We start from the raw sequence: 22,792 nt of genomic DNA on the forward strand, positions 1-22,792 counted from the left end.
GCTTCCCCGACCCTTCCGTACCCCCGGAAGGGCGGTGCCCTCCGGACCCCCGGCGGGACCGTCGCTCCCTTCCGTACCCCCGGAAGGGCGGTGCCCTCCGGACCCCCGGCGGGACCGTCGCTCCCTTCCGTACCCCCGGAAGGGCGGTGCCCTCCGGACCCCTGGCGGTGGGACCCCCTCCCGCCGTCACCCCGGCGGGGCTCCCACCCCCGTCGGGCCCGCGGCGGGGACTCCCCTTCCCGCCGCGGACCCCCTCGGCGGGGCGCACGTCCGGGGCGGCCCCAACCGGTCCGGACCTCGCCCCGCCGCCTGCCCCTTGACCCGAGCAGGTGCACCACCCTCACCCCACCCCGGCGGGCCGTCGCATCCCTGTGGCGGCCCGTCGCTCGTACAGGAGCCCTCCATGAGGTACCGCCTCGCCGTCGCGGCGCTCACCCTCGCCGCCGCGGCCTCCCTCACCGCCTGCGGGTCCGGGTCCGGGCCCGCGGCCAGTACCCCGCCCGCCCACATCGCGGCCACCGCCTCCGCGCCTGCCAAGGCACGGCCCGCCGCGGCCGCGCCGATGGCCAGGTCGAAGCCGGTACGGGTACGGGTCCCGGCCGCCGGGGTCGACACCGGGCCCGTCCTGGACCTCGGGCTTGCCGCCGACGGGACCGTCGAGGTGCCCTCCGTCGCGGACGCGGACAGAATCGGCTGGTACGGCAAGGGCGTCACGCCCGGCGAGACCGGCCCGGCCGTCCTCATCGGTCACTTCGACACGGAGAAGGGCCCCGCCGTCCTCAAGAACGTCTCGCGGATCAAGCCGGGCGACGAGATCACCGTCGGCCGCGCCGACGGCACCACCGCCGTCTTCCGCGTCCGCGAGCTGGAGCAGGTCGCCAAGAAGGCCTTCCCGACCCAGAAGGTCTACCGCGACACGACCCGCCCCGAACTGCGGCTCATCACCTGCGGCGGAGACCTGGTCGACGGGCACCGGCCCGACAACATCATCCTGTACGCCGATCTCGTCCCCCAGGTGGCGTGAGGCAGAATCGGCTGCATGACGAGCAGCTCCCAGCCCCCTGAGCCGGCCCACGCCGACCGTGTCTTCCGGTCGCCCTTCGGGATCGCCGGAGGGGTGCTGCTGCTCGCCCTCGGCGCCTGGATCGGCGGCGACGCCCTCGTCCGCGGTGACGGCCGCACCCCCTGGAACGCGCTGGCCGTCCTGCTGATCGTTGTGCCGCTGATCGTCGCGTTCACGCTTCGCCCGGCCGTCTACGCCAACGACGACCGGCTGCGGATCCGCAACCCCTTCCGGAACATCCTGCTGCCCTGGGCCGCCGTCGCCGACGTCCGCGCCGGGTACTCCAGCGAGGTCCTCACCCGGGACGGCAAGAAGTACCAGCTCTGGTCGATCCCGGTCTCCCTGCGCCAGCGCAAGCGGGCGGCCCGTAAGCAGACCCAGCGCGCCCAGGACGACCCGCACGGCCGTACGTCCGTCCACGTCGACGTCACCGACGCGGCCCGGCTGGCCCCCGCCGACCGGGCGGTCGCCGACCTGCGCGAGCTCGGCGAGCGGTGTGCCTCCCGGCCCGAGGCGCAGGGCGAGGCGCAGATCCGCTGGGCGTACGAGATCATCGGCCCGGCGGTCGCCGGCGTGGTGGTGCTGGTCGTCCTCCTCGCCACGGGCTGACCCGGCCGCGCAGCAGCACACGCACGCTCACGGCGGGCCCGGCCACACCATCAGCATGTAGCCGCCCAGCCACGCCGAGGTCACCGCCGCCACGCCCAGGACCAGCGCCGCCACGTGCGGGCGGGCGCGGGCGACGGCGACGGCGACGGGAAGCAGCAGCGGGAAGCCGGGGAGCAGGAAGCGGGCGCGGGGGAAGTAGACGCCGCCGCTGCCCAGGACGACCAGCAGCAGCGCCCCCGCGAACACCAGCAGCGCGGCGGGCTGGCGGTCCGCCAGGCACAGCACGTACAGGAACAGGGACCCCAGCAGCACCAGCGAGACCATGGCCAGGAAGAGCTGCGGGTCGCGGCCGTAGACGAGATGGTCACGGAGTTCGCGCAGGGTGCGGGTGCCGCCGTCCCACTCGTTGCGCCAGAGCTTCTGGACGGCGAAGTAGCCGTCCCAGCGGCCGAGGCGCAGCGCGACCCAGCCGATGTAGCCGAACCATCCGACCGGGGCCAGCAGGGCGGCGAGGAGCGGGGTTCGGCCGCCGCCGCGGGCCGCCGAAAGCAGGGCGGCGACGGTCACGGCCGCGGCCACGGCGATCCCGGTGGGCCGCGTCAGCCCGGCGGCGACCGCGAGGGCGCCCGCCGCGTACCAGCGCCCGTCCAGGACCGCGTAGAGCGCCCACGCGGTGAGGGCGGTGAACAGCGACTCGGTGTACCCCATCCACTGGACCAGGGCGACGGGCTGGGCGCCCCACAGGACGGCGAGGACGGTGCCCGTACGGCGGCCGTGCAGGCGGTCGCCGACGGCGAAGATCCCCCACGCGGCGAGGAGCGAGCAGACGACGGCGATGACCAGCCCCACGGAGGCCCGCGAGCCGGGGGTGACGGCGGCGACGGCCTTGATCAGGGCGGGGTAGAACGGGAAGAAGGCGAGGTTGTTGTCGTCGAGGAGGGTGCCGAGGTGGGCCTGGTAGCCGCGGTCGGCGATCTCCAGGTACCAGCGGGAGTCCCACGAGGTGGCCAGCGCGGGCCAGACGCCGTGGCCCTTGAGATGCGTCCAGCGGGCGAGCACCAGCAGCCCGAGGGCCCGTACGGCGAGATACCCGAGCAGCGCCGGCGCGGCGTGCCGCAGCGCCCCCCGCACCGCCCGTACCGGCGCGCCACCGCCCCCGCCGTCGCCCGGGGGCACGGGCTTGCGGGAGGCCGGGACGGTGGGTCGGAGCGTGATGACCGGCGTCACGGAGGCGGCTCCAGGGACTCGGCGTCGAAGGGCGGGAGTCACCCTGACGCGCGCGCCCGTACGGGGCACGGACCCTTGCGGCACCTGCCGTAGCGATTCCACCCGCACGGGCGTCCCCCACGCACCCGAACGCACGCGTGCGGCCACCGGCGGCGGGTGAGCCGATCGGGCCTCCGCCGCGCGGCCGCACGGTCCTGGGCGCTGCGCCGACGGCCCCGGTGCGGGCACAGCGATCGGGCCTCCGCCGCGCGGCCGCACGGTCCTGGGCGCTGCGCCGGCGGCCCCGGTGCGGGCACAGCGATCGGGCCTCCGCCGCGCGGGCACTCGGCCCCGGGCGGCGGCGCCCGGCCGGGGACGGCCTTCGCTTCCCCCGGGGCAAGGGCGCGCAGGCCGCGCTGGCTGGGCGGGTGGGTACCGCTCGCCGGCGGCGGCCGCCCGGGGCCCGCCGGGTGGCGCGGCCACCCCGGTACGTGCAGGTGCCGGCCCTGTCGGAACCCCGGGCTCGGGCAGCGGGGCCCCGCCGGGCCTCGGGCCACCATCCCCTTCACGCGCGCGTGCCGTCATGGGCGGCGGGTGAGCCTGCCGAGGCCCACCCGCCGCGCGGCTGTCGCCACCGGCGGGGACACCGCCCCCGGGGGGCCCGGTCGGCCCCACCCGCCGCGCGGCTGTCGCCCGCGCCGCGCCGACGGCCCCGGTGCGGGCACGTACCGACCCCTGCAGCCCCCTCCGGGTCGCCGCCGGCCCTTCACGTGCGCGTGCCGACCCCCGCAGACCCCCCTCCGGGTCGCCGCCGGCCCTTCACGTGCGCGTGCCGGTACCGCAGGCCCCCGCCCGCGCGCTCCCAGGCCGGCCGCGCAGGCGAGGGCGCCTGGGGCGCCGCAGACCCCGCCCCCTCACGCGCGCGTGCCCGTACGGAACCGCTCCATACGGGCACGCCCCGCTTCCACCAGCGGACCGGTCGTCAGATGCCCGCCGCCGTCGCCAGGTCGCGCTTCACGGCCGTCAGGACGTCCGTCGCCGTCGCGCGGGCCGTGGTCAGTTCGCTCGCGTCGGCGACCGGGACCACGACCTCCAGGTAGCACTTGAGCTTCGGCTCCGTGCCGCTCGGGCGGACGATCACGCGGGCCCTGAAGTCGCCCTCCAGGTAGTAGCGCAAGCCGTCCGTCGGCGGCAGCTTCTCCGAGCCCTTGGTCAGGTCCTCCGCCGAGACGACGGTCAGGCCGGCCAGGGCGGTCGGCGGGTGCTCGCGCAGGCGGCGCATCGCGGCCGCGATGACGCTCAGGTCCTCGACGCGGACCGACAGCTGGTCGGTGGCGTGCAGGCCGTGGGCCACCGCCAGGTCGTCCAGCAGGTCCTGGAGCGTACGGCCCTGCTCCTTCAGCTCCGAGGCCAGCTCGGTGACGAGCAGCGCCGCCGTGACGCCGTCCTTGTCGCGCACGCCCTCCGGGTCGACGCAGTAGCCCAGCGCCTCCTCGTAGCCGTACCGCAGGCCCTCCACGCGGGCGATCCACTTGAAGCCGGTCAGGGTCTCCTCGTAGCCGAGCCGGGCGGCCTCCGCGATCCGGCCGAGCAGCGACGACGACACGATCGACTCGGCGAAGACCCCGGTCGCGCCCTTGTGCACCAGGTGCTCGGCGAGCAGCGCGCCGACCTCGTCGCCGCGCAGCATCCGCCAGTCGCCGTTGTCCGGGACGGCCACCGCGCAGCGGTCGGCGTCCGGGTCGTTGGCGATGACGATGTCCGGCCGGACCTCGCGGGCCTTGGCGAAGGCCAGGTCCATCGCGCCCGGCTCCTCCGGGTTGGGGAAGGCGACCGTCGGGAAGGCCGGGTCGGGCTCGGCCTGTTCGGCCACGAGTACCGGCTCCGGGAATCCGGCCCGCTCGAACGCGGCGAGGACGACGTCCTTGCCGACGCCGTGCATGGCCGTGTAGACGACCTTGGCGGTGCGCGGCGAGCCGCCCGACAGGACCGCGTCCGTACGCTCCAGGTACGACTCCAGGACCTCGTCGCCGAGGGTCTGCCAGCCCTCCGTGGCGCGCGGCACGTCGTTCAGCGAGGCGATCGCGTCGATCTCGGCGGCGATCTCCGCGTCGGCGGGCGGCACGATCTGCGAGCCGTCGCCGAGGTACACCTTGTAGCCGTTGTCCCGCGGCGGGTTGTGGCTGGCGGTCACCTCGACACCGGCCGCGGCGCCCAGCAGCCTTATGGCGTACGCGAGGACCGGCGTCGGCAGCGGGCGGGGCAGGACGGCGGCGCGCAGGCCGGCGCCGATCATCACCGCGGCGGTGTCCAGGGCGAAGTCGGCGGACTTGTAGCGGGCGTCGTAGCCGATCACGACCAGGCCGTCGGTCTGCCCCTTCGCCTTGAGGTACGCGGCGAGACCGGCGGCGGCCCGGATGACGACGGAACGGTTCATCCGCATGGGCCCGGCGCCCAGCTCGCCCCTCAGCCCGGCGGTACCGAACTGGAGCGTGCCGCCGAACCGGGCGGCCAGCTCGTCCGTGTCACCGGACTCGATGAGCTTGGCCAGCTCCTCGCGGGTCTCGCTGTCCGGATCCTCGGCCAGCCACGCCTCGGCCCGGGCGATGAGGTCCTGCTGCTGCACGGTGTTCTGCCTCTCTGGTGTGGTGCGGGGAAGGGGTACGGGGTACGGCTTGCGGGGCCTGCCCCGTAACCCGTACCCCGTATGTCGCCGTGCGTGCGGCTAGATGCGGTCGAGAACCCGCGTGAGCAGCTCGCCCATCCGGGCGGCCGAGTCGCGGCCGGCCTGGAGGACTTCCTCGTGGTTGAGGGGCTCGCCGGTCAGACCGGCGGCCAGGTTGGTGACGAGGGAGATGCCGAGCACCTCGGCGCCGGCCTCACGGGCCGCGATGGCCTCGAGGACGGTGGACATGCCGACCAGGTCGCCGCCGAGCACGCGGACCATGTTGATCTCGGCCGGCGTCTCGTAGTGCGGGCCGGGGAACTGCACGTAGACACCCTCTTCGAGGGTGGGGTCGACCTCCTTGCACAGCGCGCGCAGACGCGGCGAGTACAGGTCGGTCAGGTCGACGAAGTTCGCACCGATGATCGGGGAGGTCGCCGTGAGGTTGATGTGGTCGCTGATCAGCACCGGCTGGCCGGGGCGCATGCCCTCGCGCAGACCACCGCAGCCGTTGGTGAGGACGACGGTCTTGCAGCCGGCGGCGACGGCGGTACGGACGCCGTGCGACACGGCGGCGACACCGCGGCCCTCGTAGAAGTGCGTACGGCCGAGGAAGACCAGGACGCGCCGCTCACCGATCTTGTACGAGCGGATCTTGCCGCCGTGGCCCTCGACCGCGGGCGGCGGGAAGCCGGGCAGCTCGGTGACCGGGAACTCGGCCTCGGGGGCACCGAGCGCGTCGACGGCCGGAGCCCAGCCGGAGCCCATCACCAGGGCGACGTCGTGGGTCTCGGCACCCGTCAGCTCGCGCAGCCGCGCGGCGGCGGCGTCGGCGGCGGCCAGCGGGTCGCCGAGGGTGTGGTCCGGGGTGGCAGATGCGTTCACTGAGTCTCTCGCCTCGGGAAGGAGCGTGGTCCCGGCCTGCCCGGAATCGGTCCGGCCGGGGCCCGGGGTCGGCCCCGGGAGGTTTTTTGTACGCGCAAGAGCGTAGCCCGAGAATGCCTACGCGCGTAGATGACGTTGCCCACGGACATGCGATCGTTGTCTTGTCACATCCGACGAACGCGGTCGGCACCCCGGGCGGGATCAGCCGTTGACGTCCGTGACCAGCACGTCCTTGTCGTTGAACACCTCGACGATGAAGATCAGCAGCCGGCCCATGCTCACCGTGTACTCCACGAGGATGTTCTGGGTGAGCCGGATCGTGCGGTCGTCTCCGGTGGCGCTTATCGGCCGGGAAAGGTCCAGGAACGGGTCTCGGGCGAGCAACGAGATGCCCTTGTCGAACGCCGCGCGCTGTTCGTCGTCGAGCCGGTCACGGGCCGCGGCCGCCTGCTCGGTGAAGAACACCTGGTACGTGGGCATGATGCTCCCTCCGCCCTGCTTCCGGAGCCGAGTGTAGGGGGTACGGACCCCGCTCAGCAGGGCCGCTTGCGCAGCTCCATCACGTAGTCGTGGGGCGCGCCCGCCGAGTCCGCCGCGTCCGCGATCTCGCCCAGGTAGCGGGCGGACGGCAGCCCGCCCTCGTAGCCGTTGAGGACGTACACCCAGGCCGGCTCCTCGCCGTCCAGGGTGTCCACCCGGACCCGCATCCGGCGGTAGATGTCGAGGCCGACACCCTCCCAGCGGTCCATCGAGTCCTCGTCCATCGGCGCGATGTCGTACAGCGCGACGAAGACCTGTGAACGCGGTGCCTCCACGATCGTGGCGAGCGCGCCCTCCCAGCCCATCTGCTCGCCGCCGAACGTCAACCGCCAGCCGTTGAGCCATCCGGTGCCGCGCAGCGGCGAATGCGGTGCGCGGCGGCTCATCAGCCGCGCGTCGAGGTTGCCGGCGTACGCGGCGTAGAGCGACATGGGATCGAGGGTACGGGAGGTGGACGGGTGCTCGCCGAAGCCCGCCGGGCCCGTATGGAGGCCCCGGGGCGTGATCACTTGAAGCGTGCGGGACAATGGAGTACGCACTGCACGCCCAGCGGGGTCACCCCCCGGCAGAACGAGAGCGCGAGGCGTAACCCACGTGACCCGGATCGTGATCATCGGTGGCGGACCTGGCGGATACGAGGCGGCCCTGGTGGGCGCCCAGCTCGGCGCGGAGGTGACCGTCGTCGACTGCGACGGCCTCGGCGGAGCGTCCGTCCTGACCGACTGCGTACCTTCGAAGACCCTGATCGCGACGGCCGAGGTGATGACCACCTTCGACTCCTCCTACGAGGAGCTCGGCATCATCGTCGCCGACGACACTCCCCATGTGGAGCAGGCGGCCCGCGTCGTCGGTGTCGACCTCGGCAAGGTCAACCGGCGGGTGAAGCGGCTCGCGCTCGCCCAGTCCCACGACATCACCGCCTCCGTCACGCGTGCGGGCGCGCGCGTGCTGCGCGGCCGGGGCCGGCTGTCGGGCCGTCAGGCCGTGGACGGTTCCCGCCAGGTGGTCGTGACCGCGGCCGACGGCACCGAGGAGACCCTCGTCGCCGACGCCGTGCTGATCGCGACCGGCGGCCACCCGCGCGAGCTGCCGGACGCCCGGCCCGACGGGGAGCGGATCCTCAACTGGACCCAGGTGTACGACCTCAAGGAGCTCCCCGAAGAGCTCATCGTGGTCGGTTCCGGTGTCACCGGCGCCGAGTTCGCCGGTGCCTACCAGGCGCTGGGCTCCCGCGTCACCCTCGTCTCCTCCCGTGACCGCGTGCTGCCGGGCGAGGACCCGGACGCCGCCGCCGTCCTCGAGGACGTCTTCCGCCGCCGCGGCATGAACGTCATGGCCCGCTCCCGCGCCGAGTCCGCCAAGCGGGTCGGCGACCGCGTCGAGGTCACCCTCGCCGACGGCCGGGTCATCTCCGGCACCCACTGCCTGATGGCGGTCGGCGCCGTCCCGAACTCGGCCGGGATGGGCCTGGAGGAGGCCGGCGTCCGGCTCAAGGACTCGGGCCACATCTGGACCGACAAGGTCTCCCGCACCACCGCCCCCGGCGTGTACGCGGCCGGTGACGTCACCGGGGTCTTCGCGCTGGCCTCGGTCGCGGCGATGCAGGGCCGGATCGCGATGTACCACTTCCTCGGCGACGCCGTCACGCCGCTGAACCTGAAGACGGTGTCCTCGAACGTCTTCACCGACCCCGAGATCGCCACCGTCGGCTACACACAGGCCGACGTCGAGGCGGGCAAGATCGACGCCCGGGTCGTGAAGCTGCCGCTGCTGCGCAACCCGCGCGCCAAGATGCAGGGCATCCGGGACGGCTTCGTGAAGATCTTCTGCCGCCCGGGCACGGGAATCGTGGTCGGCGGCTGTGTCGTGGCGCCGCGCGCCAGCGAATTGATCCACCCGATCTCGATCGCGGTCGACAACAATCTGACGGTCGAACAGATCGCAAACGCTTTCACGGTGTACCCCTCCCTGTCGGGCTCGATCGCGGAAGTGGCACGGCAGTTGCACACCCGTAAGGCGACCGGGGAAGCGTGACCGTCGGATAATCCCGATGAACCCCCGGCAAGTCCGGACAAGTACGGGGCCACCCATACCACTTGGTGGCCCCGTCTGCGCATAACTTCTCTTATTCGGCGCATAGTGCTGAAAAGTATCGGCTGCTGGGGTTACTGTCAGTTTCGTGTTCGCTGCAGAACGTCGTCAACTGATCCTCGAAATGGTGCGAGCCAATGGGGCCGTGTCGCTCCGTGAGCTCGCCCGCGTCGTCCAGACCTCCGAAGTGACCGTACGGCGGGACGTGCGGGCACTGGAGGCAGAAGGACTCCTCGACCGCCGGCACGGCGGTGCGGTACTGCCGGGCGGATTCACGCGAGAGTCCGGCTTTCCGCAGAAATCCCATCTCGCGACGGCGGAGAAGACCGCCATCGCCGACCTCGCCGCGGGCCTGGTCGACGAGGGCGAGGCCATCGTCGTCGGCGCCGGGACCACCACCCAGGAGCTGGCCCGCCGGCTGGCCCGGGTGCCCGGACTGACCGTCGTCACCAACTCCCTGCTGGTGGCCCAGGCCCTCGCCCATGCCAACCGCGTCGAGGTCGTCATGACCGGTGGCACCCTGCGCGGCTCCAACTACGCGCTGGTGGGCAGCGGGGCCGAGCAGTCCCTGCAGGGCCTCCGGGTCACCCGGGCCTTCCTCTCCGGGAGCGGGCTCACCGCCGAGCGCGGCCTGTCCACGTCCAACATGCTCTCCGCGAGCGTGGACCGGGCGCTGGTCCAGGCGGCCGCGGAGGTCGTGGTCCTCGCCGACCACACCAAGCTGGGCACCGACACGATGTTCCAGACGGTGCCCACGGATGTGATCACCCGCCTGGTCACCGACGAGCCCCCCGCCCACGACGACCGCGCCGCCACCGAGCTGCAGGCCCTGGCCGACCAGGGCGTACAGATCGCGGTCGCGGGGACGGGCCAGGCGGACGCCGCCCCACCGGGCCGCCAGCCCCGGCGGGACGTCCCCCTGCCGGGCCAGCGCGCCCGTCACCCAGGCGCCCTCAGGAGCGCGGCGGCCGCAGGCCTGGCCGACGGGCCGCCCCAGGACCGCGGCGCCGTACGGGTGGCGGACCTGCGGCGGCGCTGAGCCTCCGCCAGGCCTGGCTCGGACCTGCGCCCAGACCTTCTTGGGGCGGCCGCCCGGCCGGGGCGCCGGCCGGCGATCAGGTCTTCAGGCCACGCAGGGTCAGCGTGAGCAGCCGGTCCGCCAAGGCGGTGTCGTCCGGGTTCTGTTCGGCCGCCAGTGCGATCGCGTTGGTCAGCTGTAGCAGATCGCCGATCGAGACGTCCGGGCGTACGGTGCCCGCCTCCTGCGCCCGGGCCAGCAGCCGCTCGCCCGCCGCGCGCAACGGCACACTGCACTGTGACAGCGCCGAACTCTCGTCGTACGACGCCGACATGAGCGCCCGGGCCAGCCCGCGGTACTCACCCGCATGGGTGATCAGGTCGCGGAGCCACTCCACCAGGGCCCGGCACGGCTCGCCCGCGTCCGCCAGTGCGTGGGAGCGCTCGACCAGCGACGCCAGGGCCTCCTGGAAGACGGCGTTCATCAGCGCGTGGCGGTTGGGGAAGTGCCGGTACAGCGTGCCGATGCCGACCCCCGCCCGGCGGGCGACGTCCTCCAGCGACGCGTCCGTGCCGTGCTCGGCGAAGGCGGCCCGCGCCTCGTCCACCAGACGCTCGTAATTACGCCGGGCGTCCGCCCGCATCGGCCGCACCGCGGCCACGGCGCCTGCCGCACCTGTCGTACCCGTCATCGTTCCGACCTCCTCCCGCCGGCCCCTCCAGGATGCCATCGCGCCTACGGCAAGGGGCCCGCGGACGGTCAGGTCCACGGGCCCCTCGGCGTATTTCGGCTACGGCCGTCAGTCCTTGATCTCACAGATCGCGGCGCCCGAGCTGACCGAGGCGCCGACCTCGGCCGACAGGCCCTTGACCGTGCCCGCGCGGTGCGCGTTCAGCGGCTGCTCCATCTTCATGGCCTCCAGGACGACGATCAGGTCGCCCTCCTTGACCTCGGCGCCCTCCTCGACGGCCACCTTGACGATGGTGCCCTGCATCGGGGAGGTCAGGGTGTCGCCGGAAGCCGCCGACGTGGACTTCTTCGCCGCGCGGCGCTTCGGCTTCGCACCGGCCGCCAGGCCCGTACGGGCCAGGGTCATCCCCAGCGACGACGGCAGCGACACCTCGAGCCGCTTGCCGCCGACCTCGACGACGATCGTCTCGCGGCCGGCCTCGTCCTCCTCGGCCTCGACGGCACCGGTGGAGAACGGCTTGATCTCGTTGACGAACTCGGTTTCGATCCAGCGCGTGTGCACCCGGAACGGGTCCGCGGTGAACGCCGGGTCGACGACGACGGCCTGGTGGAAGGGGATGGCCGTGGCCATGCCCTCCACCTTGAACTCGGCCAGTGCCCGCGCCGCACGCTGGAGCGCCTGCTCACGCGTCGCACCGGTCACGACGAGCTTGGCGAGCAGCGAGTCCCACGCCGGGCCGATGACCGAGCCGGACTCGACACCGGCGTCCAGCCGGACACCGGGGCCGGTCGGCGCGGCGAAGGTGGTGACGGTGCCGGGGGCCGGGAGGAAGTTGCGGCCCGGGTCCTCGCCGTTGATCCGGAACTCGAACGAGTGACCGCGGATGGCCGGGTCGTCGTAGCCGAGCTCCTCGCCGTCGGCGATCCTGAACATCTCACGGACCAGGTCGATGCCGGTGACCTCTTCGGTGACCGGGTGCTCCACCTGGAGACGGGTGTTGACCTCCAGGAAGGAGATCGTCCCGTCCAGGCCGACGAGGAACTCGACGGTGCCCGCGCCGACGTAGCCGGCCTCCTTGAGGATGGCCTTGGAGGCGGCGTAGAGCTGGGCGTTCTGCTCCTCGGAGAGGAACGGCGCCGGCGCCTCCTCCACCAGCTTCTGGTGGCGGCGCTGCAGCGAGCAGTCACGGGTGGAGACGACCACGACATTGCCGTGCTGGTCGGCGAGGCACTGGGTCTCGACGTGGCGCGGCTTGTCCAGGTACCGCTCGACGAAGCACTCGCCACGGCCGAAGGCGGCGACGGCCTCGCGGACCGCCGAGTCGTACAGCTCCGGCACCTCTTCCAGGGTCCGGGCGACCTTCAGACCGCGGCCACCGCCACCGAAGGCGGCCTTGATCGCGATCGGCAGGCCGTGCTCCTCGGCGAAGGCGACGACCTCGTCGGCGCCGGAGACCGGGTCGGGGGTGCCCGCGACCAGCGGCGCGCCGGCGCGCTGGGCGATGTGACGGGCCGCCACCTTGTCACCCAGGTCGCGGATGGCCTGCGGCGGCGGGCCGATCCAGGTCAGGCCCGCGTCGATCACGGCCTGTGCGAAGTCCGCGTTCTCGGACAGGAATCCGTAACCCGGGTGGATGGCGTCCGCCCCGGCGTCCTTCGCGGCCTGCAACACCTTGGCCATGTCGAGGTAGCTGGCCGCCGGGGTGTCACCGCCCAGGGCGAACGCCTCGTCGGCCGCGCGTACATGCAGTGCGTCCCGGTCCGGGTCGGCGTAGACAGCTACGCTGGCGATCCCGGCATCCCGGCAGGCACGGGCGACACGGACAGCGATTTCGCCACGGTTGGCGATGAGCACCTTGCGCACGATGGCTCCCTCCTTGCAGTGTTTTTCCAGGGGGCGTGCCCCCGGACCCCCGGCCGGATCCACCCGAGCCAGGGTGCTCGACGGGTCACCGCGCCGATGACTTCCCAGAACACGCTGAGTTTAGGGACTGCCGACACGGCCTTTCGACCCGTCCCCAATGGTGAGCTTGCCCACACGGAGCGTGATTCACGGCTTGCCACGTTCGTGAAACCCCTTGTCACACCACGGTACGCAGGGTTCCTGCACGGCACAGTAACCCTGCGGTGTGGCCAAGGTCTCTGTCGCGGCGTCCAGGGGGCGTTCCCGTTTCTTTGTGGAGTCCCTACGAATGGCCGAATGATTCTTTGCCAGCGTAGGGCGATCGGATCGCGCCGCGCAGGACCCTTGCCCCAAGGTTTACCCGTTAGTAGCCTGCGCGCTGTCGTCCGTACTGCTGGTAACGCAGGTTTCAGGGGGTGGCCCAGGTGGCCCGCAGACCGATAGCTCTGGTGGCCGCGCTCGTGCTGCTGCTCGAGGCGGTGGGCATCGTCGCCCTCAACGCCGTGATGGCCCGGTTCGTCGAGATCCAGTCGATGTCCCTCGACGGCCTGGACCCCGACGCGATGGTGACGGGCACATGGGCGCTCGGCATCGTCTCGGGCCTGCTGCTCGCCCTGTGCGCGCTGGTCTGCCTGCTCGCCGGCGTCCGCGACCGCCGCCCCGGCCGCCCGAGCCGTGTCCTTCTGATCGGCTGCGCGGTGGTGCACGGCGTCCTCGGAGCGGTGACGGTGGGTCTGGTGGGCTGGGCGGCCTTCGCGTTGATGATGGTCGTGCTGGGGCTGATCGTGCTCACTCTGGTGGCGTACGGGGAGACCGACGCGGACGCCGGTGGCCCGCCCCCGCAGCCGACGACGCCTCCCGCGAGCGGATCGGCCGCCGCGTAGAGAACGGCGTGGGCGGGGGCCCATGCGGTAGAACCACGGTGACGCATGGGGGTGTTGTGGAGTCGCTGCGTGCTGGGGATCCCGCGGAGATAGGCCCGTATCCGGTGCTCGCCCGTCTGGGTGAAGGCGACAGGGGGGTGGTCTATCTCGCCCTGACCGCCGAAGGAAAGGCCGTCGCGCTCAAGACCGTACGCCCGGACCTGGCGGACGCGCCCGGCTTCCGGAAGCGGTTCGCGCGCGAGGTGCGGGCCTGCCAGGCGGTGAGCGGGCCGGGCATGGTGCCGGTCGTCGGCTTCGACACCGCCGGGCCGCTGCCGTGGCTGGCCACCGAGTACGTCCCCGGGCCGTCGCTGGGCGCCGCCGTGGCCGCCCACGGCCCCCTCCCCGAAGAGGCCGTACGGCGCCTGCTGGGCGGTCTGGCGCAGGCGCTGGTCACCGTCCACGCCGCCGGACTCGTGCACCGGGACGTCAAGCCGACCAATGTGCTGCTCGCCGCCGACGGACCCCTGCTGATCGACTTCGGGATCGCCCGCGCGGCCGACGACACCGTGCTGACCGGCACGGGCGTGGTGATCGGTTCGCCCGGCTACATGCCGCCGGAGCAGGCCTCGGGGCGGACCGTCGGGTCGGCGGGCGATGTCTTCTCGCTCGGGGCGGTGGTGGCGTACGCGGCGACCGGGCGCGGCCCGTTCGGCTCCGGAGCCGGATACGAGCTGCTGTACCGCGTCGTCCACGAGGAACCGGAGCTGGAGGGTCTGCCGCCCCGGCTGGCGGAGGTGGTCGGCCGGATGCTGGCGAAGCACCCGGCCGACCGGCCCGAGGCGCGGGAACTGGCGGCCGGGATTCCGGGCGGTGCGGAGAGCTGGCTGCCGGGACCGGTGCTGGCGGACCTCACGCGCCGGTCGGGGAGGCTGCGGGCGCTGACGTCCGACGCCGCCACACGGGTGCTGACGCCGCCGGCCTCCGCGCCCACGGCGCCCGTCACTCCGGTCGCCCCGACGCGGGTCGTGCCCAGGCCGCCCGCGACCGCCTCTCCCGTCGGCAGGCGGATCAGCCGGCGGGCCCTGCTCGGTGGCGGTGTCGGCCTCTCGGCGGCGCTGCTCGGCGGGGCGTGGGCCCTGACGCGTGACCCCGGCGGCCGCGCCGGCCCGCAGCTCCAGGACCCTTCATGGACGCATACACGCACGATGCCGCGCTCGTCACGGCGCCCGCGCCGGGGCGGGGCTTCGTCGCCTTCGGTGACGAACTCGGCAGGATCGTGCTGGTCGGCCAGGACAGCCAGGCCCTGGCATGGGCCGTCGAACTCGGCGACGGGCCGGGCCCTGCCGAGGTGCCCGTGGCCGTCGGGCGGATCCGGCAGGGCAAGCAGGACGTCGTCCTGGCGATGGCCAAGGACACGCTGTACGGCCTGGACCGGGAGTCGGGGGAGAAGCGCTGGTCGGAGCTGTTCCCCGGAGGCAGGGCCAGGCTGCTGCCGCAGGCCGGCGCCGGCCGCTTCCTCGTCGCCGCGGGCGATTCGGGCGTCGACACCGTCAAGGCCCTGAGCCCCAACGGCATCGTGCTGATGGAGGAACGCCCGGGCGGCGCCACGCTGGCGTGGGACGAGGGCGACGCCGTGGCGCTGTACGGCCTGGAGGGAAGGACGCCGAGCGGGCGGGCGGAGCGCTGGACCGTGTCCGTACCGGACGGCGAGGAGTCCGCGGCGCGCACCCTGCCGGCCGGTACGGTCTCCGCGGCCACCGAGGTGGACAAGCACCTGCACGTCCACACACGGCGCGGCGTGGCGTGCGAGCCGCTCACCGCCGAGGGGGAGCGGTGGGAGTTCGCCGCGGACGGCGACAGCGTGAACGTCGACCAGGAGCCGCCGACGGTCGTCGAGGATCGGGTGGTGTTCCGGTACGGCGAGGCGCTCTACGCCGTGAGCAGGAAGTACGGCGGCCGGCTCTGGAAGTTCGTCGCCGACGGCCAGATCACCGGCCGGCTCTCCACGGCGCCGAGGGCGGGCGAGGAGGGGAGCCTCCTGCTCTTCGGTACGGACCAGGGCACGCTCTATGCCGTGGACAGCCGCTCCGGGAAGCAGGTCTGGCGGCACGCCATGCCCGGCGACCCCGTCCACGGCCCGGTCCTGGACGGCGATCTGCTGTACGCGGCGCAGGGCCGCACGCTGTACGCGCTGGACGTGGCCGGGCCGCGTCGGGGCTGAGTGCCGATCAGACCCACAGGTCGGTGATGGGGGTCCCCAGCTCGGCCAGGAGCCGCCGCAGGAGCGGCAGGGACAGGCCGATCACATTGCCCGCGTCGCCGTCGATGCCGTCGACGAAGGGGGCGGAGCGGCCGTCGAGGGTGAAGGCGCCCGCCACGTGGAGGGGCTCGCCGCTGGCGACGTACGCGGCGATCTCGGCGTCGGTCGGTTCGCCGAAGCGGACGGTGGTGGAGGCGGTGGCGGAGGCGCGGCGGCCGGTGGCCGTGTCGATCACGCAGTGACCCGTCTGCAGGATCCCGGAGCGCCCGCGCATCGACTTCCAGCGGGCGGTGGCCTCCTCGGCGTCGGCGGGCTTGCCGAGCGCCTCGCCGTCGAGTTCGAGCACGGAGTCGCACCCGATGACGAGCGCCCCGGCGGCCTCGGGCCGCGCGGCGACGGCGGCGGCCTTCGCCTCACCGAGGACGAGCGCGAGCTCGGCGGGTGTCGGAGCGGTGAGCGCGTCCTCGTCGACCCCGCTGACGATCACCTCGGGCGCGAGTCCGGCCTGCCGCAGCAGACCGAGCCGTGCGGGCGAGGCGGAGGCGAGAACGAGGCGGCGGGCGGCGGCAGTCATGTCAGGAAGGGTATCCACCGGACGGGCGCCGGCGGAATCGCCGCCCGCCCGGCCGCCGAGGTCCGGACCCGGCCCCGGACCGCCCGGCCGCCGAGGCCCGGATCCGGCCTCGCCCTCCGCCGCCCGGCCGGAGGCGTCAGCGGACGCCCGCCACGAACATCGCCACCACCATCGCCAGTGCCAGCAGGACGCCCGCGCGGCGCATCGTCGCCTGCATGTCGCGCATGTCCTTCGGCGGCTCGTTCTTCGGGTCGGACCAGAGCATGTGACCGATCGTGCTGCCAGCGTGGCCGTGGCGCCTGAGTACCCGTACTCAGGCGCCACGGTGCCAAGGGACTAATCACGGCGTAGTACGTGTGGCGTACACGCCCGCCTGAGCCGCCGTCAGGGCCGCCCGGACCGCGCGGGCGGCGGTCTCCTCCGTCAGGGGCTCGTGGCTGATCGCGAAGCGGTAGTACAGCGGCGCCGCGACCGCCCGCAGGAGCTCCGTCGCGTCCGTGGACGCCGGGATCTCGCCACGTTCCGCGGCGCGGGTGACCACCGGCGCCCACTCCTTCAGGCGGGTCGTGTAGAAGCCGTTCAGGGCCGCCGCGCAGTCGCCGTCGCAGGCCGCGGCCGCGATCACCGCGTGGAACAGCGGGGCCGAGCCCGGGTCGGTGAGGGTGCGGCGCACCAGGTCGGCGTTGGCGGTCAGATCGCCCTCCAGGGAGCCCGTGTCGGAGGCGGCCACGGACTGCTCGGCCATGTCCCGCAGGAGGTCGGCGACCAGGCCCACCGGCGAGCCCCAGCGGCGGTAGACGGTCGTCTTGCCGACCTCCGCCGCCGACGCGATCCGGTCCAGGTGGAGGGCGTGGAAGCCCTCCGCGACCAGGGCGTCCCTGGTGGCCTCCAGGACCGCGGCGCGGACCTTCGCGGTACGGCCACCAGGGCGGACCGTCCCCGGTGTGGCCGATTTCGATGCACTCAAATGGGTCTCCAGTTCCGTTAAAGCGGAATCCTCTGCTAGCGTCCCAACCATCTTAACGGGAAAACGAACCCATTAGGGAGTTGCGACATGAACACCTGGACCGCCGCCTGGACCGCGTCCCCCCAGCTGCCCTCCACCGGCTTCACCCCCAACTGGTCCCAGGAAGGCTTCTCGGACCACACCCTGCGCCAGATCGTGCGCGTCACGGCCGCCGGCGACCAGCTCCGTATCCGCCTCTCCAACGCCTACGGCACCGCGCCCCTCCACATCAGCGGCGCCACCGTCGGCCACAGCGCGGGCGGCGCCGCCGTCACCGGCGCGCGCCCCGTCACCTTCGGCGGCCGCACCACCGCCGCTGTAGGCGCCCACGGGCAGCTCACCAGCGACCCGGTCGACCTGCCCGTCGCCCGCCTCGACGCGGTCACCGTCACCCTCCAGCTCACCGGCACCACCGGCCCCGCCACCTTCCATGCGCAGGGCTTCACCGACACCTTCCGCGCCGACGGCGACCAGCTCGCCGACACCACCGGAGAGCCCTTCACCGAGCACACCCAGTCCTGGTACTACCTCGCCGGGATCGACGTCAGCGGCGCCGACCGGACCGACGCGGTCGTGCTCTTCGGGGACTCCATCACCGACGGCTTCGGCTCCACCCCCAACGCCGACCACCGCTACTCGGACGCGCTCGCCGCCCTCACCGACCGGCCCGTGCTCAACGCAGGCATCGGCGGCAACCTCGTCCTCAACGACTCGGCCTGGTACGGCGAGCGCTCCTCGGCCCGCTTCCACCGCGACGCCCTCGACCTGCCCGGCGTCTCCACCGTCGTCCTGCTCGAAGGCCTCAACGACCTCGGCTACAGCGAGGCCCACGACCAGCCCACGTACAAGCCCGCGCCGGTCGTCACCGCCGAGCAGCTGATCGCCGGCTACCGCACCCTGATCCGGCAGGCCCACGCCCGCGGCGTACGGATCGTCGGCGCCACCGTGCTCCCCTTCAAGGGCACCACCCACTGGGGCCACCACTCCGCCAAGACCGGCGCCGAGGTCAACGACTGGATCAGGGAATCGGGCGAGTTCGACGCCGTCGTCGACTTCCACCGGCTGCTCGCCGACCCCGCCGACCCGGACGTGCTCAACCCCGCCTACGCCTACGAGGACGGGCTGCACCCCAACGACGCCGGCTACCGCGTCATGGCCGAGGCCGTGGCCCCGCTGCTGTGAGCCGCGTCCGGAACGGCCAGGAGGCCGGGCCCCCCGCACACGGGGCCCGGCCTCCTTTTTCGTCGATCGGTCAGAGCGGCCAGTAGGACCTGGCCCACGACTTCGGACCCGGCCTGGGCCGGGTGTACCGCGCGATCCGGGCGGGCGCCGACCACTCCTGCGGCACCTCGGGCGCCCCGGCCGCGGACGACGCCGTCGCCGCGGCCCGCGCCTGAACCACCGCGAGTGCGGCGGCCAGCTCCTCCGGGGTCGGGTTACCTCGAACGACCTTGATCACAACGACTCCTCACCGGAGAAGGGCCCGCGGGCCCGCGGGGGACGGTTTACAGGGGGATGTTGCCGTGCTTCTTCGGAGGCAGGCTTTCCCGCTTCGTCCGCAGCTGACGCAGCCCCTTCACGACCTGGGCACGTGTGTCCGAGGGGCGGATGACCGCGTCCACGTAGCCGCGCTCGGCCGCCGTGTACGGGTTCAGCAGCGCGTCCTCGTACTCCTGGATCAGCCGCGCCCGCGTCGCCTCGGTCTCCTCCGGGCCACCCGCCTCGGCGATGGCACGGCGGTGCAGGATGTTGACCGCGCCCTGCGCGCCCATCACCGCGATCTGCGCCGTCGGCCAGGCCAGGTTGAGGTCCGCGCCGAGGTGCTTGGAGCCCATGACGTCGTACGCGCCACCGAACGCCTTGCGCGTGATGACCGTGATCAGCGGGACCGTCGCCTCCGCGTACGCGTAGATCAGCTTCGCGCCGCGCCGGATGATGCCGCCGTACTCCTGGTCGACGCCGGGCAGGAAGCCGGGCACGTCGACGAAGGTGAGCACCGGGATGTTGAAGGCGTCGCAGGTGCGCACGAAACGCGCCGCCTTCTCCGAGGCGTTGATGTCCAGGCAGCCCGCGAACTGCATCGGCTGGTTGGCGACGATGCCGACCGGGAAGCCCTCGACCCGGCCGAAGCCGGTGACGATGTTCGGCGCGAACAGCGCCTGCGTCTCCAGGAATTCGCCGTCGTCCAGCACATGCTCGATGACCGTGTGCACGTCGTACGGCTGGTTGGCGGAGTCCGGGATCAGCGTGTCCAGCTCGCGGTCCTCGTCGCTCACCGCCGTGTCGGCCTCCTCGGGGAAGGCCGGCGGCTCGGAGAGGTTGTTCGAAGGCAGGTACGACAGCAGCGACTTGACGTACTCGATGGCGTCCTTCTCGTCACCCGCCATGTGGTGCGCCACACCGGAGGTGGTGTTGTGCGTCCGGGCGCCGCCCAGGTCCTCGAAGCCGACGTCCTCGCCCGTGACGGTCTTGATGACGTCGGGGCCGGTGATGAACATGTGCGAGGTCTGGTCGACCATCACGGTGAAGTCGGTGATCGCGGGCGAGTACACCGCGCCGCCCGCGCACGGCCCCACGACCAGCGAGATCTGCGGGATCACGCCCGACGCGTGGGTGTTGCGGCGGAAGATCTCGCCGTACATGCCGAGGGCCATGACGCCCTCCTGGATCCGGGCGCCACCGGAGTCGTTGATCCCGATCACCGGGCAGCCGGTCTTCAGCGCGAAGTCCATCACCTTGATGATCTTCTGCCCGAAGACCTCACCGAGCGCCCCGCCGAACACGGTGAAATCCTGCGAGAACACCGCCACCGGACGGCCGTCGACCGTGCCGTAGCCGGTGACGACACCGTCGCCGTACGGGCGGTTCTTCTCCAGGCCGAAGCTGGTGGAGCGGTGCCGGGCGAACTCGTCCAGCTCAACGAAGGAGCCCTCGTCGAGCAGCAGGTCGATCCGCTCGCGCGCGGTGAGCTTGCCCTTGGCGTGCTGCTTCTCCACGGCACGCTCGGAGCCGGCGTGTGTCGCCTCGTGGATACGGCGCTCCAGATCCGCGATCTTGCCCGCGGTCGTGTGAATGTCGATCTCTTGGTGCATTGCCGGCTCGGACATCGGGATGCGGCTCCCTGCCTGGTCACGGGGGTTCGATGGCTACGAATGGCCTACTGACCCGTAGCGTAGTGGCGCCGATACGGTTCGGCAGTGCGGTGTTTGCCACACCTAGGCTGGCTTGCATGACGCCACAGAATGCGCCCGAGAGCCGCTGGTCCGACCTCGACCGGCCCCCGCTGAACGCCTCCTCACTGCGCCGCGCGCTGATCCGGCCGGACGGACTGTGGAGCTCCTTCGAGCTGGTGAGCACCACCGGCTCCACCAACTCCGACCTGGCCGCACGTGCCGAGGAGCTCGCCCACGGCACCGTCCTGGTCGCCGAGGAGCAGACCTCCGGGCGCGGCCGGCTCGACCGCGACTGGGTCTCCCCGCCGCGCTCCGGGCTGTTCGTCTCCGTCCTGCTCAAGCCCGACGTCCCGGCCGAGCGCTGGGGCTGGCTGCCGCTGCTGACCGGAGTCGCCGCCGCGGCCGGCCTCGCCAAGGCCGCCGGTGTCGACATGGCCCTCAAGTGGCCCAACGACCTGCTGGTGACCGTCGGCGACCAGGAGCGCAAGACCGGCGGCATCCTCGCCGAGCGGGTCGGCGCCGACTCCGTCGTCGTGGGCCTGGGCATCAACGTCACCCTCGGTGAGGACGAGCTGCCCGTACCCGGCGCCGGCTCCCTCCTCCTCGCGGACGCCGCCTCCACCGACCGCGACACCCTGCTGCGGGCCGTACTGCGCTCCCTGGAGCACTGGTACGAGAAGTGGAGCGCGGCGGACGGTGACCCGGCGGCCTCCGGGCTCCAGGAGGCGTACGCGGCCGGCTGCGCCACCCTGGGCCGGGCCGTACGGGCCGAGCTGCCCGGCGAGCGAGCCCTGGTCGGCGACGCGGTCGCCATCGACGGGGACGGCCGGCTGGTCGTCGCCACCGAGGGCGGCGGCACGGAGGCGGTCGGCGCGGGCGACGTCGTCCATCTGCGCACGGAGCGCTGAGACCGGCCATGCGCGCGGCACGGCCGCACAGTGGCCCGAACCGGGATGTGAGCGGTGAACCAGGACGTGAGCTAGGGCACACCTGCCGTATCGTGGACGGCGATCCACGACAGATCGGCAGGGCAGTGCGCAGGGAACGGGCAGGAGGCGGCCGGTGACCGTCGACAACACGACTTCGGGCGGGGCTGAGCCACCCTCGTATCCCACCCCCCACCATGTTGTCGACCATACGGCCGAGCCGACGGACGACCCCCTGGCGATCCGTCTCGAACAGCTCATCCTGGGCGCCGAGCGGCGCTACACGCCGTTCCAGGCCGCGCGGACGGCCGGGGTCTCCATGGAGCTGGCGTCGCGGTTCTGGCGGGCGATGGGCTTCGCCGACATCGGCCAGGCCAAGGCGCTCACCGAGGCCGATGTGCTGGCCCTGCGGCGGCTGGCCGGTCTGGTCGAGGCGGGGCTGCTGAGCGAGCCGATGGCGGTGCAGGTGGCCCGGTCCACCGGCCAGACCACCGCCCGGCTCGCCGAATGGCAGATCGACTCGTTCCTGGAGGGCCTGACCGAGCCTCCCGAGCCCGGCATGACCCGCACCGAGGTCACCTATCCGCTGGTCGAGCTGCTCCTGCCGGAGCTGGAGGAGTTCCTGGTCTATGTGTGGCGGCGCCAGCTCGCCGCCGCCACCGGCCGGGTCGTGCAGGCCGCCGACGACGAGGAGATGGTCGACCGCCGGCTCGCCGTCGGCTTCGCCGACCTGGTCGGCTTCACCCGGCTCACCCGCCGTCTGGAGGAGGAGGAGCTCGGCGAGCTGGTCGAGGCGTTCGAGACCACCTGCGCCGACCTGGTCGCGGCGCACGGCGGGCGGCTGATCAAGACCCTCGGCGACGAGGTGCTGTACGCCGCCGACGACGCCGGTACGGCCGCCGAGATCGCGCTGCGGCTGATCGAGACGCTCACCCACGACGAGACCATGCCCGCGCTGCGCGTCGGCATCGCCTTCGGCACGGTCACGACCCGGATGGGCGATGTCTTCGGCACGACCGTGAATCTCGCCAGCCGGCTCACCTCGATAGCGCCGAAGGACGCGGTCCTGGTGGACGGGGCGTTCGCCGAGGAGCTGTCGCGCACGGGTGACGCGCCGGTCTCGGAGGCGCAGGTGGCCGAGGAGGCCGCCGCGGCCGAGAAGGAGGGCGAGGCGCCCCCTTCGTACCGCTTCGCGCTCCAGCCGATGTGGCAGCGGCCCGTGCGTGGACTGGGTGTCGTGGAGCCCTGGCTGTTGACGAGGCGGCCCACCTAGGATCTGCTTCCGGTGAACCATCGTTAACCGGGAGGGTCTGAGGT

21 protein-coding genes and 1 pseudogene are annotated in these 22,792 nt (G+C 72.9%); 10 read left to right on the plus strand and 12 right to left on the minus strand.

The genetic code is table 11. The features are described 5' to 3' along the window. Positions 1-403: 403 nt before the first annotated feature. Positions 404-1,024 (plus strand): class F sortase, encoded by a 621-nt coding sequence (locus tag IEZ01_RS29120; RefSeq protein WP_189204657.1) that lies wholly within the window; start codon positions 404-406, stop codon positions 1,022-1,024. 15 nt (positions 1,025-1,039) lie between these two features. Beyond that, a complete protein-coding gene (locus IEZ01_RS29125) occupies positions 1,040-1,672 on the plus strand; it encodes a PH domain-containing protein (RefSeq protein ID WP_019888974.1) in 633 nt (210 codons plus the stop codon). A gap of 27 nt (positions 1,673-1,699) precedes the next feature. Here IEZ01_RS29125 and IEZ01_RS29130 read toward each other — a convergent pair whose 3' ends face one another. From IEZ01_RS29130 to IEZ01_RS29150, 5 genes are all read right to left on the minus strand, one after another. Further along, positions 1,700-2,899, minus strand: coding sequence for a glycosyltransferase family 39 protein (locus tag IEZ01_RS29130; protein WP_189204659.1), 1,200 nt, complete (start codon positions 2,897-2,899; stop codon positions 1,700-1,702). 961 nt (positions 2,900-3,860) lie between these two features. Further along, on the minus strand, positions 3,861-5,504 hold the full coding sequence (locus tag IEZ01_RS29135) for a phospho-sugar mutase (protein WP_189204661.1): 1,644 nt from the start codon (positions 5,502-5,504) through the stop codon (positions 3,861-3,863). A 99-nt stretch (positions 5,505-5,603) separates the two neighbouring features. Continuing rightward, positions 5,604-6,428 (minus strand): purine-nucleoside phosphorylase, encoded by an 825-nt coding sequence (locus tag IEZ01_RS29140; protein WP_019888977.1) that lies wholly within the window; start codon positions 6,426-6,428, stop codon positions 5,604-5,606. Between the two features lie 201 nt (positions 6,429-6,629). Further along, positions 6,630-6,908, minus strand: a complete 279-nt coding sequence (locus IEZ01_RS29145; protein WP_189204664.1) for a type II toxin-antitoxin system RelE family toxin — start codon at positions 6,906-6,908, stop codon at positions 6,630-6,632. A 53-nt stretch (positions 6,909-6,961) separates the two neighbouring features. Further along, entirely contained in the window at positions 6,962-7,399 is a 438-nt protein-coding gene (locus IEZ01_RS29150) for a gamma-glutamylcyclotransferase family protein (RefSeq protein WP_028797884.1), read from the minus strand. 163 nt (positions 7,400-7,562) lie between these two features. Between IEZ01_RS29150 and IEZ01_RS29155 the strand changes: the two genes are divergently transcribed. Together IEZ01_RS29155 and IEZ01_RS29160 are read left to right on the plus strand one after the other, a co-directional pair. Further along, the gene (locus IEZ01_RS29155; protein ID WP_019888980.1) at positions 7,563-9,002 is read left to right on the plus strand and encodes an NAD(P)H-quinone dehydrogenase; all 1,440 of its coding nucleotides are present in this window, start codon (positions 7,563-7,565) and stop codon (positions 9,000-9,002) included. Positions 9,003-9,183: 181 nt separating this feature from the next. After that, the gene (locus tag IEZ01_RS29160) at positions 9,184-10,098 is read left to right on the plus strand and encodes a DeoR/GlpR family DNA-binding transcription regulator (protein WP_028797885.1); all 915 of its coding nucleotides are present in this window, start codon (positions 9,184-9,186) and stop codon (positions 10,096-10,098) included. A gap of 76 nt (positions 10,099-10,174) precedes the next feature. Here IEZ01_RS29160 and IEZ01_RS29165 read toward each other — a convergent pair whose 3' ends face one another. Further along, positions 10,175-10,768: a TetR/AcrR family transcriptional regulator gene (locus tag IEZ01_RS29165; RefSeq protein ID WP_019888982.1), complete on the minus strand. Its 594-nt coding sequence runs from the start codon at positions 10,766-10,768 to the stop codon at positions 10,175-10,177. Positions 10,769-10,876: 108 nt separating this feature from the next. After that, positions 10,877-12,631: an acetyl/propionyl/methylcrotonyl-CoA carboxylase subunit alpha gene (locus IEZ01_RS29170; protein WP_019888983.1), complete on the minus strand. Its 1,755-nt coding sequence runs from the start codon at positions 12,629-12,631 to the stop codon at positions 10,877-10,879. Positions 12,632-13,086: 455 nt separating this feature from the next. Here IEZ01_RS29170 and IEZ01_RS29175 point away from each other — a divergent pair, with 455 nt between their 5' ends. The 3 genes and pseudogenes from IEZ01_RS29175 (at position 13,087) to IEZ01_RS35280 (ending at position 15,757) form a co-directional block, all read left to right on the plus strand. Next, positions 13,087-13,554 (plus strand): hypothetical protein, encoded by a 468-nt coding sequence (locus IEZ01_RS29175; RefSeq protein WP_028797887.1) that lies wholly within the window; start codon positions 13,087-13,089, stop codon positions 13,552-13,554. A gap of 137 nt (positions 13,555-13,691) precedes the next feature. Continuing rightward, positions 13,692-14,330: pseudogene (locus IEZ01_RS35275) on the plus strand (serine/threonine-protein kinase); the annotation flags it as partial. 392 nt (positions 14,331-14,722) lie between these two features. Continuing rightward, complete coding sequence (locus IEZ01_RS35280) at positions 14,723-15,757, plus strand: outer membrane protein assembly factor BamB family protein (protein WP_019888986.1); 1,035 nt, start codon at positions 14,723-14,725, stop codon at positions 15,755-15,757. 7 nt (positions 15,758-15,764) lie between these two features. Here IEZ01_RS35280 and IEZ01_RS29185 read toward each other — a convergent pair whose 3' ends face one another. The 3 genes from IEZ01_RS29185 to IEZ01_RS29190 form a co-directional block, all read right to left on the minus strand. Further along, positions 15,765-16,370 carry a nucleoside triphosphate pyrophosphatase gene (locus IEZ01_RS29185; RefSeq protein ID WP_019888987.1) on the minus strand — a complete coding sequence of 202 codons (606 nt, stop codon included), beginning with the start codon at positions 16,368-16,370 and terminating at the stop codon, positions 15,765-15,767. Between the two features lie 136 nt (positions 16,371-16,506). Next, a complete protein-coding gene (mmpB, locus tag IEZ01_RS35755) occupies positions 16,507-16,635 on the minus strand; it encodes a morphogenic membrane protein MmpB (protein ID WP_019888988.1) in 129 nt (42 codons plus the stop codon). 75 nt (positions 16,636-16,710) lie between these two features. Further along, entirely contained in the window at positions 16,711-17,388 is a 678-nt protein-coding gene (locus IEZ01_RS29190) for a TetR/AcrR family transcriptional regulator (RefSeq protein ID WP_052185682.1), read from the minus strand. Between the two features lie 36 nt (positions 17,389-17,424). On the opposite strand from IEZ01_RS29190, the gene IEZ01_RS29195 reads away from it, so the two are divergent. Further along, positions 17,425-18,558, plus strand: coding sequence for an SGNH/GDSL hydrolase family protein (locus IEZ01_RS29195; RefSeq protein ID WP_019888990.1), 1,134 nt, complete (start codon positions 17,425-17,427; stop codon positions 18,556-18,558). 70 nt (positions 18,559-18,628) lie between these two features. On the opposite strand, the gene IEZ01_RS29200 is transcribed toward IEZ01_RS29195, so the two are convergent. Together IEZ01_RS29200 and IEZ01_RS29205 are read right to left on the minus strand one after the other, a co-directional pair. Next, on the minus strand, positions 18,629-18,835 hold the full coding sequence (locus IEZ01_RS29200) for an acyl-CoA carboxylase epsilon subunit (protein ID WP_078513391.1): 207 nt from the start codon (positions 18,833-18,835) through the stop codon (positions 18,629-18,631). Positions 18,836-18,881: 46 nt separating this feature from the next. Further along, a complete protein-coding gene (locus IEZ01_RS29205; RefSeq protein WP_028797888.1) occupies positions 18,882-20,483 on the minus strand; it encodes an acyl-CoA carboxylase subunit beta in 1,602 nt (533 codons plus the stop codon). A 122-nt stretch (positions 20,484-20,605) separates the two neighbouring features. Here IEZ01_RS29205 and IEZ01_RS29210 point away from each other — a divergent pair, with 122 nt between their 5' ends. Together IEZ01_RS29210 and IEZ01_RS29215 are read left to right on the plus strand one after the other, a co-directional pair. Continuing rightward, positions 20,606-21,457 carry a biotin--[acetyl-CoA-carboxylase] ligase gene (locus tag IEZ01_RS29210; protein WP_019888993.1) on the plus strand — a complete coding sequence of 284 codons (852 nt, stop codon included), beginning with the start codon at positions 20,606-20,608 and terminating at the stop codon, positions 21,455-21,457. 154 nt (positions 21,458-21,611) lie between these two features. Next, the gene (locus tag IEZ01_RS29215; RefSeq protein ID WP_189204668.1) at positions 21,612-22,748 is read left to right on the plus strand and encodes an adenylate/guanylate cyclase domain-containing protein; all 1,137 of its coding nucleotides are present in this window, start codon (positions 21,612-21,614) and stop codon (positions 22,746-22,748) included. Positions 22,749-22,792: the final 44 nt, after the last annotated feature.

Origin of the sequence: Streptomyces purpureus (assembly GCF_014648195.1) — a bacterium.
Lineage (GTDB): Bacteria > Actinomycetota > Actinomycetes > Streptomycetales > Streptomycetaceae > Streptomyces > Streptomyces purpureus.

What these genes read in the sequence shown, in the direction of transcription:
- IEZ01_RS29150 (WP_028797884.1), bottom strand. Translation starts at nt 7,399, where the DNA reads ATGTCGCTCTACGCCGCGTACGCCGGCAACCTCGACGCGCGGCTGATG.
- IEZ01_RS29210 (WP_019888993.1), top strand. Translation starts at nt 20,606, where the DNA reads ATGACGCCACAGAATGCGCCCGAGAGCCGCTGGTCCGACCTCGACCGG.
- IEZ01_RS29145 (WP_189204664.1), bottom strand. Translation starts at nt 6,908, where the DNA reads ATGCCCACGTACCAGGTGTTCTTCACCGAGCAGGCGGCCGCGGCCCGT.
- IEZ01_RS29205 (WP_028797888.1), bottom strand. Translation starts at nt 20,483, where the DNA reads ATGTCCGAGCCGGCAATGCACCAAGAGATCGACATTCACACGACCGCG.
- mmpB (WP_019888988.1), bottom strand. Translation starts at nt 16,635, where the DNA reads ATGCTCTGGTCCGACCCGAAGAACGAGCCGCCGAAGGACATGCGCGAC.
- IEZ01_RS29160 (WP_028797885.1), top strand. Translation starts at nt 9,184, where the DNA reads ATGGTGCGAGCCAATGGGGCCGTGTCGCTCCGTGAGCTCGCCCGCGTC.
- IEZ01_RS29195 (WP_019888990.1), top strand. Translation starts at nt 17,425, where the DNA reads ATGAACACCTGGACCGCCGCCTGGACCGCGTCCCCCCAGCTGCCCTCC.
- IEZ01_RS29120 (WP_189204657.1), top strand. Translation starts at nt 404, where the DNA reads ATGAGGTACCGCCTCGCCGTCGCGGCGCTCACCCTCGCCGCCGCGGCC.
- IEZ01_RS29190 (WP_052185682.1), bottom strand. Translation starts at nt 17,388, where the DNA reads ATGGTTGGGACGCTAGCAGAGGATTCCGCTTTAACGGAACTGGAGACC.
- IEZ01_RS29125 (WP_019888974.1), top strand. Translation starts at nt 1,040, where the DNA reads ATGACGAGCAGCTCCCAGCCCCCTGAGCCGGCCCACGCCGACCGTGTC.
- IEZ01_RS29185 (WP_019888987.1), bottom strand. Translation starts at nt 16,370, where the DNA reads ATGACTGCCGCCGCCCGCCGCCTCGTTCTCGCCTCCGCCTCGCCCGCA.
- IEZ01_RS35280 (WP_019888986.1), top strand. Translation starts at nt 14,723, where the DNA reads ATGGACGCATACACGCACGATGCCGCGCTCGTCACGGCGCCCGCGCCG.
- IEZ01_RS29165 (WP_019888982.1), bottom strand. Translation starts at nt 10,768, where the DNA reads ATGACGGGTACGACAGGTGCGGCAGGCGCCGTGGCCGCGGTGCGGCCG.